This is a genomic window from Lacibacter sp. (assembly GCF_057361365.1).
Genome location: NZ_JBMQSG010000005.1, coordinates 72412 through 87592, shown reverse-complemented (window position 1 = coordinate 87592; position 15181 = coordinate 72412). Strand labels below are relative to the sequence as shown.

General features: G+C 40.1%; 14 protein-coding genes. 4 read left to right on the top strand and 10 right to left on the bottom strand.

The window, feature by feature from the left end; genetic code table 11:
• Window positions 1–130: 130 nt before the first annotated feature.
• The 5 genes from ACO1QW_RS02410 to ACO1QW_RS02390 form a co-directional block, all read right to left on the bottom strand.
• Window positions 131–1675: a M20/M25/M40 family metallo-hydrolase gene (locus ACO1QW_RS02410; protein ID WP_486255346.1), complete on the bottom strand. Its 1545-nt coding sequence runs from the start codon at window positions 1673–1675 to the stop codon at window positions 131–133.
• Between the two features lie 115 nt (window positions 1676–1790).
• On the bottom strand, window positions 1791–2765 hold the full coding sequence (locus ACO1QW_RS02405) for a YpdA family putative bacillithiol disulfide reductase (RefSeq protein ID WP_486255344.1): 975 nt from the start codon (window positions 2763–2765) through the stop codon (window positions 1791–1793).
• A 41-nt stretch (window positions 2766–2806) separates the two neighbouring features.
• Window positions 2807–3985, bottom strand: a complete 1179-nt coding sequence (locus tag ACO1QW_RS02400) for a THUMP domain-containing class I SAM-dependent RNA methyltransferase (protein ID WP_486255342.1) — start codon at window positions 3983–3985, stop codon at window positions 2807–2809.
• Between the two features lie 95 nt (window positions 3986–4080).
• Window positions 4081–5409, bottom strand: a complete 1329-nt coding sequence (locus ACO1QW_RS02395) for a DEAD/DEAH box helicase (RefSeq protein WP_486255340.1) — start codon at window positions 5407–5409, stop codon at window positions 4081–4083.
• 138 nt (window positions 5410–5547) lie between these two features.
• Window positions 5548–5742 (bottom strand): hypothetical protein, encoded by a 195-nt coding sequence (locus ACO1QW_RS02390; protein ID WP_486255338.1) that lies wholly within the window; start codon window positions 5740–5742, stop codon window positions 5548–5550.
• Between the two features lie 108 nt (window positions 5743–5850).
• Between ACO1QW_RS02390 and ACO1QW_RS02385 the strand changes: the two genes are divergently transcribed.
• From ACO1QW_RS02385 to ACO1QW_RS02375, 3 genes are read left to right on the top strand one after another with little or no spacing between them, the layout of a single operon-like run.
• On the top strand, window positions 5851–6201 hold the full coding sequence (locus tag ACO1QW_RS02385; RefSeq protein ID WP_486255337.1) for a HopJ type III effector protein: 351 nt from the start codon (window positions 5851–5853) through the stop codon (window positions 6199–6201).
• 34 nt (window positions 6202–6235) lie between these two features.
• Window positions 6236–6481, top strand: a complete 246-nt coding sequence (locus tag ACO1QW_RS02380) for a hypothetical protein (protein ID WP_486255335.1) — start codon at window positions 6236–6238, stop codon at window positions 6479–6481.
• 59 nt (window positions 6482–6540) lie between these two features.
• On the top strand, window positions 6541–7725 hold the full coding sequence (locus ACO1QW_RS02375) for an acetyl-CoA C-acyltransferase (protein ID WP_486255333.1): 1185 nt from the start codon (window positions 6541–6543) through the stop codon (window positions 7723–7725).
• 186 nt (window positions 7726–7911) lie between these two features.
• Here ACO1QW_RS02375 and ACO1QW_RS02370 read toward each other — a convergent pair whose 3' ends face one another.
• The 3 genes from ACO1QW_RS02370 to ACO1QW_RS02360 form a co-directional block, all read right to left on the bottom strand.
• Complete coding sequence (locus ACO1QW_RS02370; RefSeq protein WP_486255331.1) at window positions 7912–8688, bottom strand: hypothetical protein; 777 nt, start codon at window positions 8686–8688, stop codon at window positions 7912–7914.
• 35 nt (window positions 8689–8723) lie between these two features.
• Window positions 8724–9440 carry a hypothetical protein gene (locus ACO1QW_RS02365; RefSeq protein ID WP_486255329.1) on the bottom strand — a complete coding sequence of 239 codons (717 nt, stop codon included), beginning with the start codon at window positions 9438–9440 and terminating at the stop codon, window positions 8724–8726.
• A 172-nt stretch (window positions 9441–9612) separates the two neighbouring features.
• Complete coding sequence (locus ACO1QW_RS02360) at window positions 9613–10359, bottom strand: class I SAM-dependent DNA methyltransferase (RefSeq protein WP_486255327.1); 747 nt, start codon at window positions 10357–10359, stop codon at window positions 9613–9615.
• 82 nt (window positions 10360–10441) lie between these two features.
• Between ACO1QW_RS02360 and ACO1QW_RS02355 the strand changes: the two genes are divergently transcribed.
• Entirely contained in the window at window positions 10442–10951 is a 510-nt protein-coding gene (locus ACO1QW_RS02355) for a GNAT family N-acetyltransferase (protein ID WP_486255325.1), read from the top strand.
• 303 nt (window positions 10952–11254) lie between these two features.
• Here the strand turns inward: ACO1QW_RS02355 and ACO1QW_RS02350 are convergent, their stop codons facing one another.
• Together ACO1QW_RS02350 and ACO1QW_RS02345 are read right to left on the bottom strand one after the other, a co-directional pair.
• Entirely contained in the window at window positions 11255–13156 is a 1902-nt protein-coding gene (locus ACO1QW_RS02350) for a DUF3857 domain-containing protein (protein WP_486255323.1), read from the bottom strand.
• Window positions 13153–15072, bottom strand: a complete 1920-nt coding sequence (locus ACO1QW_RS02345; RefSeq protein ID WP_486255322.1) for a transglutaminase family protein — start codon at window positions 15070–15072, stop codon at window positions 13153–13155. The genes ACO1QW_RS02350 and ACO1QW_RS02345 overlap by 4 nt, the downstream gene beginning before the upstream one ends.
• Window positions 15073–15181 lie beyond the last annotated feature (109 nt).

Sequence of the window (15181 nt, the reverse complement as noted above, 5' to 3'; positions counted from 1 at the left end):
GGTGCTTTCGGGCCGCTGATGAGAAAAATCTGTCCTTTTACTGATTACCGTCATGAAATGCTGAAAGAATGAACACAAAAAAAGACACTCCATTGTGAGGAGCGTCTTTTTTTTACAGTAGATGCAGTTATTAATCTAAACCACCTCTGCGTGTTGCTTTTGTTTGTGCAGGCCATTTGCCGGGCTCACCAGTTCTTTGATTAACAGGTAAAACAATGCGCTCACGTGATGTTTTGTTTTCATCTTCACAAGCCATATAAATAAGAATGGCTGTTAAAATTGCATTGTTCTGTACATCATCAAACACGATCTTATCATAAGTGTCTCGATTGGTATGCCATGTATAGTTGCCATAGCTCCAGCTATTAGAGCTCAAGGAAAAGGCGGGAACACCTGCAGCAACAAATGATGCATAGTCGGAACCACCGCCACCTGGTGCACCGGGAAATCTTGTTTCCAATTCCTGTTTGTATTTGTTTGGAACACGTGCTAACCAGCGGCCAATATAATCGTATGCATGAAGAAATCCTTGCCCCGAAATATTTACCACTCTTCCCGTTCCATTATCTTGGTTAAACAATGCCTGTATGTTTGAAATAATTTCAGGATGATCTTCTACAAATGCACGTGAACCATTTAAACCTTGTTCTTCACTTCCCCAATGACCAACGAGAATTGTGCGTTTAGGATTTGGATAAACCAATTTTAAAATACGCATGGCTTCCATCATCACTAATGTGCCGGTACCATTATCTGTAGCACCGGTGCCACCATCCCATGAATCGAAGTGTGCAGACATCATCACATATTCATTTGGTTTTGTACTGCCTTTTATCTCGGCAACAGTATTGTAAGTTGGTACAACACCAAGCTCTTTTGAATCGGCACGCACACTAATCTTTGGTGTAATACCAGATTCGGTTAAGCGATATAGTAAACCATAATCTTCCAATGCAATATCAACTGTTGGAACTTTCTTTGTGTTGGCACCAAAAATTTTATTTACACCAAAACCTCTCGACCAGTTGCTCATGATTACACCAACAGCACCTGCATTTTCCAAAGCAGCAGGTAGTGTTCTTGCAGTATATCCTGTTTTGCTGATTCGTTTTGTCCATGCGTCTGTGATTTCAGTGCGTTCTTTTTTCATTTTCTCAATCGATTCCTTTGTGCCAAACTCATCCCAGTTATAATCAGGACGACCTGTTGGCTGATTCATTGAGATCAATACAAATTTTCCTTTTACTGATGGTAGCCATTTTTGAAAAGCAACCGAATCTGCCAGGTCAGGAACAAGCACCACATCTGCAGTAATTGTTTTGCCACCGGTGCCGGGGCTCCATGCCAGTTGCATACCTTCCAATGTTTTTACACGTGGGTACACCATATCAACATGTGTAACGCCTCTTTGCCATCCACGCCATTCGCCCCATTTTTCATTGCGTGCAGTTACACCCCAGTTTGCATATTTTGCTACAGCCCAGTCGTGTGCCTGTTGCATTTGCGGAGTGCCGACAAGTCGTGGGCCAATTCCATCCATCAATTCCTGCCCAAGTTTTTTTAATTGTGAATTTTCGGTGGCTTCTTTAATAATGCGGCTCACCATTACTGAATCTTTATGCTGTGCAACAACTGTAGTGCTTATGAACAGCAACGCAATTACGATTCGGATCATGTTGATTGAGTTATAGTTTGTTTACGAATGTCCCGAAAATAGTGAATGATTGAAATCGGAACAGCTACAACCAATAGAATGTGATGAGTGGAAAACCCGGATCAGCAACCGGTAATCAACCAATTTTTTCCTTAATTGATCTAATGATCAACGTTGCGTGTTCTCGTGAGTTTTCAATAAATAATCGGGAGGTGTTCATGCCGCCACAGATAACGCCGGCGAGATAAATGCCGGGCACGTTTGTTTCATGTGTTTCTTCGTTGTAGTCGGGTTTGCGAACATCATCATTTGATAAAGTAATGCCGATCTTTTCCAAAAAAGATAAGTTAGGTTGATAACCTGTTGCAGCAATTACCCAATCGTTTTCAATTGTTTTGATGCCTTCAGGTGTTTGTATAATGACTTCGTGTTCTTTGATCTCAAGAATACTTGATTCGTAATATGCTTTGATGGATCCTTCGGTAATGCGGTTCACCACATCAGGCCGCACCCAATACTTCACACGTTCGCCCACTTCTTTTTCCCGTATCAACATTGTTACATCGGCACCTTTGCGCCATGTTTCCAAAGCAGCATCAACAGCGGAGTTGTTTGCACCTACCACCAATACTTTTTGAAAAGCATAGAAGTGAGGATCTTTATAATAGTGCGTTACTTTCGGCAGGTTTTCACCTTTTACATTTAGTAAATAAGGAATATCATAAAAGCCTGATGCAATAATGATATAGTCGGCTGTGTAATGTTGCTTGGTTGTTTGTATGCCGAAATTGTTTGCAGTTTGTTCAACTTTATTAACTTCTTCAAACAGGTTGATGTTTAGTTTATAAGCAACCGTCACTCTGCGGTAATATTCCAATGCTTCTGCCCTTGTTGGTTTGGGATTTACTGATACAAAAGGAACATCACCAATTTCCAATCGTTCAGAAGTGGAGAAGAAAGTCATGTTAGCAGGATAGTTGTACAATGAATTAACCAAACATCCTTTTTCTAAAATGAGATAAGGAATGCCTGCTTTCTTTGCTTCAATTGCACAAGCCAAACCAATAGGTCCGCCACCAATAATGATAATGGAATAGTGTGTTGTTTGCATGAAGAACAAAGATAGGGAGGGGTAGGGCTGGTTTCGTTTGACTACTCTGCAACTTTTGCTTCCCTTCTGCTGCCGCTATACAATTCATATTCGAGCAAGCGACAATCGATGGTGCTGTTGTAAAATTCTATCCTGCGTTTTGCCTTCAGCCCGATCTTTTTTGCCAGCTCCATATTGCCGGTGAATATGTAGCCGTAATAACCGCCGCATTGTTGTTTCATAAAATCGCCAATACGTGCATAGGTTGCTTCCAGTTCTTTTATGTCGCCAAGACGTTCGCCATATTCCGGGTTGATCATCATCACTCCTTTTGCATCCTGCGGCACTTCTGTTTTTGCAAAATCGCACACTGCAAAATCTATCAGCTTTTGCACACCTGCAGCAATTGCATTCTTCTTTGCATTTTCAATTGCTTTGGGATTATAGTCAGTTGCTATAATTTTTAAACCCGGCACATCAATGATCTGTTCTTCCAGTAATGCATCTTCTTTGTGGTAAACGGTTTTATCGTAGCCTTGTACATGCATGAATGCATAATTGGTGCGATACAATCCTGGTCTTCGGTTTGTTGCTATCAATGCTGCTTCAATTGCCAAAGTACCCGAACCACACATGGGATTTATGAACGGTGATTGTCGATCCCATACCGTTGCATAAATGGTGGCCGATGCTAAGCCTTCAAGCATAGGGGCAAGACCTGGAATTTTCCGGTAACCATGCCGGGCTAATGAATCACCTGACGTATCAACAAACACTTCTGCATCTTCGTTCTTCCAAAACAAATGGATAACAGTTCCGGTTAATTCTGCTCCTGTTGAAGGACGGGTACCACGTTTATCTCTGATTCGATCAACAATAGCATCTTTCACTCTTAAGTTTGCAAACATGCTGTTGTTGATAGTAGGATTATTTACATTACTCGTAACCGAAAAATAACCAGGATTAGGTAAAATATTTTCCCACTGAAAATCTTTCAGTGCCTTGTAAATATCATCGCCATCGTGTGCAGTAAATTGTTTTAAACTGTACAACACCTGGCTTGCACAACAAAGGTTAAGATTGAGTTTAATGCAATCGCTAATTGTTCCCTTCAGTTTAATACCCGTTATGAATGCTTCATCAATGGAAAAGCCCAATGCTTTTACCTCTGCTTCAAGATATGGAGCAATGCGCTTGTGGCAGGTAATGATGATAGTAGATGGAGTATGGAATAAATTCATTCTTTAAGGTTGGTGGTTTCAGGTTTAAGGTTGAGGGAAGACATGGCAGCAGTAAATCTGCACTCGCCTTGAGCCCTTTGCCTTATGCCTTCCGCCTATTTCGCTACAGCAATTTTCACTTTCTTCCCTTTTATCTTTTCGTCTTTGATCAGGTTGAGTGTGTGATTGGCTTTGATCTTTTTTACAGCAACAAAAGCAAAAAAATCTTTCACTTCAATCAAACCAATATCTTCTTTTTTCAGATCGCCTTTATTGCTGAGGAATCCAACAATATCAATTTTATTCACTTTGTCTTTTTTACCTGCAGCAATAAACAGTGTTGTCCATTTTGGTTTTTCGGGTATCTCCGCTTTTTCCGGTAGTTCAATTGCTTCTGCTTCGGAAGGAACATACACAGGCATTTTTTCATCGGGGCCAAGAATGACAATGGCTGTACCGCTTGCTTCCATACGGGCAGTGCGGCCGTTACGATGCGTAAATGAATCTTCTGTGTGCGGTAAGTGATAGTGAACAATGTAACGGATGTTGGCAATATCTAAACCACGTGCTGCAAGATCAGTAGTAACCAATACATTCGATGTGCCGTTACGGAATTTGCATAAAGCTGCATCACGGTCACGCTGTTCCATGGCACCATGATAAAACACATTTACAATATCCCGTTCTTTCAATAACTCACTGGTACGCTCAACCGCTTCACGGTGGTTGCAGAATACAATCGTTGAGCGGTTGCCCAACATACAGATCAAACGAAACAATGTTTCGATCTTGTCTTTCTCCGGGCTTTGCAATGTTTTAATTGCAAGACCTGTATCGCTGTCTTCATTGCCGCTTAAAAAGTCAATGGTGACCGGTTGCTCTAAACCGACAAACGCTGGAATTTCTTCCATCATGGTAGCGGAGGTAAGCATGCGTTCTTCAATATTGGGCAGAGAACCAATAATGAACGACATCTCTTCCTGGAAGCCAAGTTCAAGTGATTTATCAAATTCATCAAGCACCAACGCTTTAATAGTAGCAGTATTAATATTTTCCCGGCGAATATGATCGGCTAAGCGGCCAGGTGTGCCGATCAACAATGCAGGCGCTTGTTTCAGATTATTTTCTTCTATCTCACGTTTATGACCACCATAACAGCAGGTAACTTTTAAATTAAGTTGTAAACTTTTAAATACAGTTTCGATCTGCATGGCCAGTTCACGTGAAGGCACAATAATAATAGTAGTGGTTACAGTGGGGTTTTGTTTTAACTCATCAACCAATGGCAAGAGGAAAGCAAGCGTTTTGCCGCTGCCTGTAGCCGATAACAGAATGAGATCTTTGTGTTTGGCTGCAGCATCCAGTGCAGCTTCCTGCATTGGATTAAGCGCTTTGATATTGAGATTGTTCAGCGCATCTTTCAGCCATTCGGGTTGTTGTTGCATAGCGGCGAAGGTAGGATTTTATGCGGCGAAGAGGCGGAAATGAAAAGGGTTGGCAACCTTCGAAAGGTTGCCAACCCGATGAATTGATGCATAAGCGAAAGGCTTGCGCCTGATTCTTATGTAATAAATAGCCGACGACTAGGTTGGCTTATCACGTGTATTACGCACCAGTCCAATACCGGCGAAAAAGAAAATGGCACCCACTATGCCAAATGCAATAATGAGTTTAATGTTTGTAGTGCCTGTTCCTCCATTGATAAAGGCAAAGGCAGCATACAAAATTCCGCCAACGCCCAGCAAGGATAAAATGATCCCCAATATTCGCTTTTCCATGCTCGTGTTTTACAGGATAAATCAAAGGTCAGGCCAAAATATCCTGATTTTATCATTCACAGTTTTCTCTCCATCTTCGCAACTCACATTTTTCAAATTAATTCTAATATGCGCATTGACGATTTTTTAAGCAAACTCCGCAGAAATCCCGGAAGCATTTCTTTTACTGATACCATTGAAACAATTGACGTCCATTATGATTTTACGCCTGTTCGTTTTACCAACGGCACAGCCATAAATGATGCAGGAACTAATTCAGGTTCCTGCAAATTATTTTCATTTGCCAAACTTCAAAATTTAAGTAAGGAAGAAACATTGGCTTGCTTTGGCAATTATTATCGTGTGGATGTTTTGCAACATCCTGAAGCAACAAATCATGCCAACATCCGCAATTTTATGGTGACAGGTTGGGAGGGAATAAGTTTTGATTCAGAAGCGCTGCATAAAAAAAATGTGTAACTGAAGTTGAAAGTTTAAATAATTTAAGCCGAATATGACAGACAACATACTCGCAATTATTCGCCGGGATTTTAATCAGGAGCAAAGCATCCTGGTAACGACTCAACTTGCTTCAATCAATTTAACTCACGTGATGGCCGCCGCAGAAATTAATGTAGAAGCTACCCGACTGGCGATTTTGAAATTAGCAAAGGGAGATTTAGGAAAAGTAATTCGTTTAACTGAACATGCAAAGTCAGACTTTCGGGATGTCATTATGTGGGCGTCTGATATAGAGTAATGGCATGCTGTTTTAAAAACTTACAATCGTTATCTTTGCCCCTCAATCTAAAACGCTATATGAAAGAAGTATATGTTATCTCAGCTGTTCGTACGCCTATGGGTAGTTTCGGCGGCAGTTTAAAAGGTTTAACCGCTACACAATTAGGAGCTATTGCTATTAAAGGCGCTTTGCAAAAAGCAGGTATTGAAGAAGATAAGGTGCAGGATGTTTTGATGGGTTGTGTTATACAAGCAAATCTTGGACAGGCACCTGCCCGACAAGCCGCAAAATTTGCAGGCTTACCCAACGAAGTAAATTGTACAACGGTAAATAAAGTGTGCGCCAGTGGTATGAAAGCTATTGCGCAGGCTACACAAAGTATTATGCTGGGTGATGCCGATGTTATCATTGCAGGTGGAATGGAAAGCATGAGTAATGTTCCTTTTTATGTTGACAGTATGCGTTGGGGAAATAAATATGGTAATACCAACTTTATTGACGGCTTGGCGAAAGATGGTTTAACAGATGTGTATGATGGAAAGGCAATGGGCAATGCTGCTGAGTTATGTGCAAAGGAATGCGGCATTAGTCGTGAAGACCAGGATGCATTTGCAATTGAAAGTTATAAACGTTCCCAGGCAGCATGGGAAAAAGGTTTGTTTGATAATGAAATTGTGCCGGTTGAAATTCCGCAACGCAAAGGCGAAGTGGTTGTGTTTGCAAAAGATGAAGAGCCTTACAATGTAAAATTTGATAAGATACCAACACTCAATCCGGCTTTCCAAAAAGAAGGAACAGTTACTGCAGCAAATGCAAGTACAATGAATGATGGCGCCGCTGCATTGCTACTCATGAGCAAAGAAAAAGCTGACGAGTTGGGATTGAAACCTATTGCTAAAATTCTTTCTTATGCTGATGCAGAACAGGCACCTGAGTGGTTTACAACAACGCCTTCATTAGCTGTTCCAAAAGCAGTTGCCAAAGCAGGATTGCAAATGAGTGATATTGCTTATTGGGAATTAAACGAAGCATTTGCAGTGGTGGGCATTGAAAACACCAAACGTATGCATCTTGATCCCACAAAAGTAAATGTGCATGGTGGTGCAGTATCGCTTGGTCATCCCCTGGGTGCAAGTGGCGCACGCATTATTGTTACATTGATCAATGTGTTGAAAGCAAATAATGCGAAATATGGTGCCGCAGGTATTTGCAACGGTGGTGGTGGCGCCAGTGCAATGGTGATTGAGAATGTAACCCTCTGAGCTTCGCTCTTAACCTTCATTCTTCGGTTATCCCTAAAGTGAGACTTGCCTGGCACAGCTCATGCTTGTTCAAAAGATTGTTTTAATAAAAGCTCTCCGAATTTCGGAGAGCTTTTATTTTGCAGAGTCCATAGTTGCGAGGGCTGTGCAATGGACTCTCCTTTTAGGGAGTGAAGGAGAGGTTTTTTAGTTCGACACAACTTTTACAACTCTGTAGATCACTCTTGCACTTTCCTGTTTTCGCATGTTGCCTATCAAGTTAAGGTTATCGGGGAAAACAGTAGCAGGATCCCACGGTGTGAGCAGCGCATCCTGCAAAGTGCGGAATAGATCGTAGGAGATCGTATTGAATTTCATATCGCCACCGGTTGGTGAAAGTACAGTGGCATTACCCCAGCCAAGTTGCTGTGTTTGTTTTTTGTCCATTGCCGATTGCAAAAAAGGTTTCCAGATATTTTTTTCTGCATTGATAAAATTTCCTGCACTTTCAGAAAGATGATAATTCATCACTACATAATTGAAATCTTTTGCAGGATTAACTCCTTTGGCTTCGGCCCAGTCTTCACCATGAAAAAAAACTTCACTTGTAACGGTTGTAAATGAATTAGTTTCCATCTGGCTGTAAGGAACTTTCGGAAATAGTTTTGATGGATCAAATGTATCGCCGCTCCAGGCCGAATCCATATTGGAGAAGCCGTTAATGAATAGAAAATTAGATGAGTTAGGCAAATCATAACCACCCACTTTCTCAAATAGTCCCCAGAATTGCATTTTTTTTGAATCAACGGCTTTTTGTGCAACCTTGCTCCAGTATGTTGTTTCACGTTTAATGAACTCTTCAACTTTATCAGCCGGAACATGCCTGTATTGGTAAACTGATATCTGAGCAATTTGCTGTAAAGGAAGTAATAGTATGATGATGAATAACCAGCATACCCTGTTTTTAAAAAGTATCGGTTTCATGGTGTTGATTTTTTAAAAATTAAGAGTTAAGTATTCTACTTTGAACTAAGATCAGCACGAAATGTCAATAGTTCGCTCCATCTGCTTTCAATGGCTTTGGCATAATCTGCGAGATAATAATTCCACGCACCTGCGCCATGTGCTTCGTCAAAACGATCAGGCATTGGTTTGCGAAAACCAGGAGCCAATTCTTTCAACCCTTGTTTTAACCTTGTTACGGTAACTATTTGTGGCGGGCCGGATATAGTTGATGTATAAACTGCAACACTTTCGTTGCCTGCAACCCAAACTTTTTTCAATTTCTTTACCAATTCATTTGCTTCCCCGATCATGCCCGGCTTAACATACATATGGTTGATGATGATTTTATCGCTGTAATCAGTAAGTGCAACATTGCTTAAATCAGAATTGAAAGATGAATAACCCGATGTGCCACGATCGACTGTAAGAGGAGATACATTTTTAGCCCAATCATTTGTATGCTCTGCGCTGATGTCGCCACGCTTGTCGAGTTGATCCCAACTCAACGGCCCTTCTGTAACATGAAAGCCCCCGGCGTCGGGCCCGCTTTCAATGGCATACACACGCCACTTCCAGTCGCCTGCGTGATACTTTTGCGCATGCGAGGCGAATGCCTTTTCGAACTCCAGTAATTTGTCGGTTTTGGGAAATACTCTGAATGTACTCACTACGTTGTTCTGGCTCATTCCAATGATGGGAACAAGCAGGCAGAGAAGAAAAATCTTTCTCATGTTTGTTGTTTTAAATGTGAATAAAGAGAGGGTAGTGTTGAGATAGGATGGGAGTTAACATTAAGTTATAGCAATTCCCAGCCAAATCAAAGGAGAAAGATTTGCATTATTTCACAGAAAAACATTCAATACAGCTAACGGTAAGGATTAAGGGAGGATAGATAGTTTCTTCTTAATCTTTCCGTGCAACGCACATCCAATCCCATGGATATGGATCTTCCAGCCATTTGGGAGGATTGTTAAATTCTGTTTGCCAGGTATAGTTGATCTTTTCTACACGATCAACCGTGAAGCCATCAAGTTTTAAAAGCAATTCTAATTCTTCTTTCAGGTAGTGCTTGGTAGGTACATTGTCAATATCTGTAACCCCTTGTTTAATGTTCTTCGCCAGTGCATATGCTTTCTCCACCGATTCAATTTTTTCTTTGTGATCATCATCCACATTCCAGCGATGTGCAATGATGTTGGTGTAGAGTTTAGATTCAAGTGATGGAACAACAAGCACGAGCGTGCCTCCCTGGTTCAAACAAATATTGAGCGATTGAAAAAAGTTGATACGTTTTTTTAAATTATCGGTTAAGATGGCGTTAATGCAAACAGCCACATCGCATGGCGTTACTGTTAATGTGTAGGCACTCATGTCCATCCGTTGGTATTCAACGTTGGTGTAATCTTTACATTTCTCTTTAGCTATATCAAGATTAACAGCGGAAATATCAGTGGCCACCACATATTTAAACGCAGTTGCCAGCAAGGGTATCCATTTGCCAATGGCACAGCCAATATCGGTTACTGTTTTTTCTTTTGATGCAACTTCTTCAATAGCTCCTACAATTTTTCCACTGGTATCATTCTTTAAGACATCAAAAATTTCTTCGTTGTAGTTTGGTGCAATGCGTTCCCAGTAATTTCTATCCATGTTAATGATTGAGTGTAGCTAAGATAAATTTTGTTATCAATTGAAGCGGAATTCAAGTAATTTAACTTCTCAACAAAAAGGTATGAGTTTAGTCACAATTCGATATGCAACAGCCGCCGACGCAGAATTAATTGCCGATATCAGTCGCACTACTTTTTACGAAGCATTTGCGAAAGACAATACCAAAGAAGATATAGATATTTTCATGAACGAACAGTTTACCAAAGAAGCGCTCATGAAAGAAGTTGAAATGGGTGAAGGGATTTTTACTGTTGCCTATGTAAACGATGAGCCGGTGGGTTATGCAAGGCTGAGATTAAAAAATAATCTTGCACATGAACAAGCAATTGAAGTAGCTCGCATCTATGCATTAAATAAAGCAATTGGAAAAGGAGTAGGGAAGGCGTTGATGCAGGAGTGCATCAGCAAAGCAAACGAACTGCAAATGAAATTTATCTGGTTGGGGGTATGGGAAAAAAATGAACGGGCAATTGCGTTTTATAAAAATTGGGGGTTCGAGCGGTTTGGTGAACATCAGTTTTTGCTGGGCACCGATTTGCAAACCGATTGGCTTATGAAAAAGCTTTTATAGGCACGTAGTTGTACGTGATTTGTAGTACATTCTATGAAAACCCCTGTAAATACAAGGATTTCAGGAGAAAATCGTTAATTTACAAGACCTCTTAAACTATTAAAAACCATTTTCTATGAAACGCTTTGAAAAAACAATCCCGGTTTACACCCGTAAAGATGTTCCCTTTGCATTGTTTATAGTATTCTTTTCATTGGCGCTGATCGTTAGTATCTGCATCAGTGTTTACAAATAAAGAGCATTTGTTTCCCGGAACCTTTACCAACTGCATACAAAAAGCCCCCGCTAACCGGGGGCTTTGTTTTATCCTTTTTTCAGAACGATTTTTTGTCCTTCGTCTTTTTTTATGGCCTCGAAACTGTTGGCTACTTCATTAAACTTATCGGGAGACACAATATGCTTGTTCAACCGAAGCTCGGTTGTAACAGTCATATGCGTTTTGCCTTCATTCAACTTAATATTGTTCTGGTAATTTAAATATTCATTCTTCAGCTCTTTTGCAGGAGGCAACGTTTCGTTTACAAACCCTTCAGGAAGCTTGTATGTAATATGATCTTTTTTAACGTAAGGGTAATTAAACAGGAAATCGTGTTTCCTTATTTCGGCAGGTTTAATGGTTTCGTCGTTTAATTTGTATTGGCGTAATGGATAAAAGTGCTTTGCTCCAGCTTTAAAATCGTAAAACTGTGAGTAAGCCAATTTTATCTCTACTAAATGTCCATCGGCTGAATCAGAAAGAATTTTCACCGACAGGTCATCAGGTGCTTTATAACCAAATGCGTTCACCAATGCTTTCTTGGTGTCATCTTTTGTTTGTCCATTCACGTATGCATCCACATATTGCCAGAACTCACCCGATACAAATAACCTGCTGCTGAGAACGGCAGCCCCGTCATCAAATAATTCAGCATCAGTTGTTGAAATCCATTTATTAGAAATGCTTTTGCTGGTTGGAGTATTTACAAGCACACCGCCATTTTCTGTAAGCAATAATGCGTTCCTGTTTTCTGTAAAGTTTCCAAGTTCGCCGGGAAGTGTTTGTTTGCTGGTACATTCAAGCCACATCGAATCTCCTTTCAGCGGCACGCAAAGAATTACGTGATTGAAATTGTTTGAAGCAAAGGCCGGATCAACAGGGTACTGATTAGTGCCGGCATTGATCAATGCTGCATGCGCTTTAATTCCTACTGCGTTCAATACGTTTTTCATGTAATGGGTAAGTCCCTTACAATCGCCGTATTTTTTTTGTTCAGCAAAAGCTACTGGAAAAGGTTTAAACCCACCAATGCCAAACTGAATACTTACATAGCGAAAATCTTTTTGCATGTAGCGGTAAAGAATCGCAATTTTTTCCTGTTCTGTTTTTGCATCTTTTATAAGCGATTTAAAAAACTCTACACGTTCTGGCTTAAACGGATTTTGTTCTTCGTAAAACGAATAGGTCCACTTCCCAAACTCTTTCCAATTTTCCAGTGATCCCGGATAGCCATCATAACTAAATTGAAGAGGTGACACATCAATCAATGGCAACGATACACGGGGACCGTATGAGCCGGTTTCTTTTTGAGGAACAGTTTTGTTGTTCATTTCCCAGGTGTAAACTGTTTTCTTTCCGTCGGTTGTAACTACCGGTTCACCGTTAAAATTGTATGCCTTGTGTTTTATAGGTATAACAGATTTTACTACAAACCTGCTTGTCTTAAACGATTCGGTTGTGCTGCCAAAATACCAGGAAGGTATATCAATGAAACCTGAACAGTTTAATTCGTATTCAGTTTCAATAGTGCAAGGTGTGCCGGGCACGGGGAAATCAAGTTCATATAATTTGTCGTCGGATGCGAGTGTAATGCCATCGTATGCTCCTTCTAATTTGAAATCTTTTTTCTTGTAACGTGAAATTTCAATTCCAAGCTCATTATACACTTTAACGGTAACCTCCTCCAGTTTACGAAGTTTGTCTACTCCAATTCTTACAACAGAATGATGAAGACCAGCTTTGGTTAATACAGTTGCAATGGTATGTGAGCGGATGATCATCTTAGTAGGTGATTCAATTTCAACTACATTTTCTTCCAAATGATAAACTGCATCAGCATCTTTTTTCAAACTGTCGGGCAGGTTTAAGGAAGAGTAGTTGAGGAGCGTTTGCGCCCATCCATTGGCGGATAGTAAAACAAACAGCAGGAGTACATTTAGTTTTCTCATGGCTTAGGTGTGGTTTTTCTTTTGAATACAATTTGCTCATTCAACATCTCAAACAGCTTCGCATAGAAAGTTTTGAAATCGGGATATTCATCAGCGTAATAAGTCGGGCGTTTTATCTCAAGCGTATAACGCATGGAAATACTGTTCTCGTTTTTGCTTACAAATCGTTGAAGTGAAATGCTGGTATCTGGTAATATCATCCGGATGTTCTTGGGTAATTCTTCCAATTCGAAACCTTGGGGGAAACGGAGAGTAGTGAACATATTATAATACTGAATGTACCCAAATTCAATATCAGTAAATCGCTTGTCGGAAAGGAAATCATTTGTTTCCAGTTCCATTAAAAAATTGGGAGAGTAGAATAAATAATCTCCACTGCTTGCAAGGTTACCCTGAAATTGTACCAGATTCTCTAATGGTAAGCTATCGTTCTTTTCATTCTTATACGTGAGCGAATCAAATTTAAATTCAGGGTGTGGTTCTGTGAAGTATTCTTCCAGGTAATTTTTTTCTCCTTTTCTTATGGCTGCTACACGACGGTTTTTTGCATACTCGTAAGCTATAACGTTGGCAGTTCCATTCACTTTACCTTCAGCAGTGATCTCTCCCAAAATAGAAGATACCAACCGGAATCGATGTTTAATGTCGCCTAAGGGAATGAATTGTGCCAGCTTTTCATCAACAAGAAAGCCTTCAGTAAACTGCACATCCCATGGAATTAAGAAAGGAGGATTACTGTAATTTGTGGCATCTATCACAAATGGCATTTCATTTATTTCTACGTAAGCGTACACATCGTTAAACTGGTAAAGAAACGGGTAAGTTGAATTTACTTTTCCATTATCTCTCGTGCTTACCAAAACCGGGTAAGCTTTTAATCCGGCATCACGAAGCATGCTGATCAATAATAAATTCATATCGGCACTGTTGCCACTATGTTTTTCTAATGCATTTTTTACGCCTTCATCTGTAACGAAATATGATTTGCCATTCCAGGTAATTTCTTTTTTTACATAATTGAGAATGGTTACAAGTTTTTGATAAGGATCAGTAATTGATTTTAATTCGCCGGGTAATGTTGTGTTTTTGTAAACGTTTTTCTTGATCTGAACTCCAAACCTGTCTTCTTCAAGCAATTGTTCCGTTAGTTTATTCCAGGTTGTCATTTGCGGCTGACCATTATATGATCTCAGTTGAAAGTCGATACGTTGCAGGTAATCTTTTCTGCTGCTCATGAAGGGTTCTGTATCAAGCCCGGGAATATTGGTCATGATAAAACGCTTTGTTTGATTGATACCTTCTGTGCTTTCCTTAACCGGTAAGGAGCGTTTGATCATGTATGTAAACTCAAGTTCTTTTGGAATTTCAACATTATACTCACTATAACGAACAGGCAAGGAGCGCTGAAATACCCAGTCTTCAATTTCAATATAATTTTGTTTGCTGTGTTCATAGCGATATTCAATAACGCTACCCACTTTTACATTCGGCATGGTAAAAACCATCATATCATAATCCTCGTCAAGTTTTTGTTCCATCACTGATTTCTTCTCCAGCTTGCTTACTTCAACTTCACCATTTGCATTCAAGTTAAAAGTTTGTCCTTCTATACTCCTTATGCGCTGACGATTACCTGCACTGTAAAACGGTAAGCGAATATTTGCAAGTTCAATAGCCTTTTCATTCAGAATTTTAATTCGAATGCGTGTGGTTGTTTCATTTACGAAGCTTGATGATGTAAGGTAATAACGCACTTGTGCAACGTCGAGTAAATATTCAGCTGTTGCTTCTTTGTCGTAACTGCATTCTTTTGAGGCAAATTCTTCTTTGTCAATTTTTCCGAAGGAAGGAATTTTTTGTGCGGATGTTTGAGTGCATAGGGTAGCGAACAAGAGCAATACAAAAATGCTTTTCATGTTGATGTGATTTTTAGGATGCACAAGTATAAAACAGAATTGCGAGTAAACTCCTGATCAGCATAAAAAAATTCCCTCTTATTTCTTCTGAATAAGAGGGAATACTTAG

Bases quoted from the DNA above. Each gene is read 5' to 3' on its own strand.
- ACO1QW_RS02410 (WP_486255346.1), bottom strand. From the start codon at position 1,675: ATGATCCGAATCGTAATTGCGTTGCTGTTCATAAGCACTACAGTTGTT.
- ACO1QW_RS02405 (WP_486255344.1), bottom strand. From the start codon at position 2,765: ATGCAAACAACACACTATTCCATTATCATTATTGGTGGCGGACCTATT.
- ACO1QW_RS02400 (WP_486255342.1), bottom strand. From the start codon at position 3,985: ATGAATTTATTCCATACTCCATCTACTATCATCATTACCTGCCACAAG.
- ACO1QW_RS02395 (WP_486255340.1), bottom strand. From the start codon at position 5,409: ATGCAACAACAACCCGAATGGCTGAAAGATGCGCTGAACAATCTCAAT.
- ACO1QW_RS02390 (WP_486255338.1), bottom strand. From the start codon at position 5,742: ATGGAAAAGCGAATATTGGGGATCATTTTATCCTTGCTGGGCGTTGGC.
- ACO1QW_RS02385 (WP_486255337.1), top strand. From the start codon at position 5,851: ATGCGCATTGACGATTTTTTAAGCAAACTCCGCAGAAATCCCGGAAGC.
- ACO1QW_RS02380 (WP_486255335.1), top strand. From the start codon at position 6,236: ATGACAGACAACATACTCGCAATTATTCGCCGGGATTTTAATCAGGAG.
- ACO1QW_RS02375 (WP_486255333.1), top strand. From the start codon at position 6,541: ATGAAAGAAGTATATGTTATCTCAGCTGTTCGTACGCCTATGGGTAGT.
- ACO1QW_RS02370 (WP_486255331.1), bottom strand. From the start codon at position 8,688: ATGAAACCGATACTTTTTAAAAACAGGGTATGCTGGTTATTCATCATC.
- ACO1QW_RS02365 (WP_486255329.1), bottom strand. From the start codon at position 9,440: ATGAGAAAGATTTTTCTTCTCTGCCTGCTTGTTCCCATCATTGGAATG.
- ACO1QW_RS02360 (WP_486255327.1), bottom strand. From the start codon at position 10,359: ATGGATAGAAATTACTGGGAACGCATTGCACCAAACTACAACGAAGAA.
- ACO1QW_RS02355 (WP_486255325.1), top strand. From the start codon at position 10,442: ATGAGTTTAGTCACAATTCGATATGCAACAGCCGCCGACGCAGAATTA.
- ACO1QW_RS02350 (WP_486255323.1), bottom strand. From the start codon at position 13,156: ATGAGAAAACTAAATGTACTCCTGCTGTTTGTTTTACTATCCGCCAAT.
- ACO1QW_RS02345 (WP_486255322.1), bottom strand. From the start codon at position 15,072: ATGAAAAGCATTTTTGTATTGCTCTTGTTCGCTACCCTATGCACTCAA.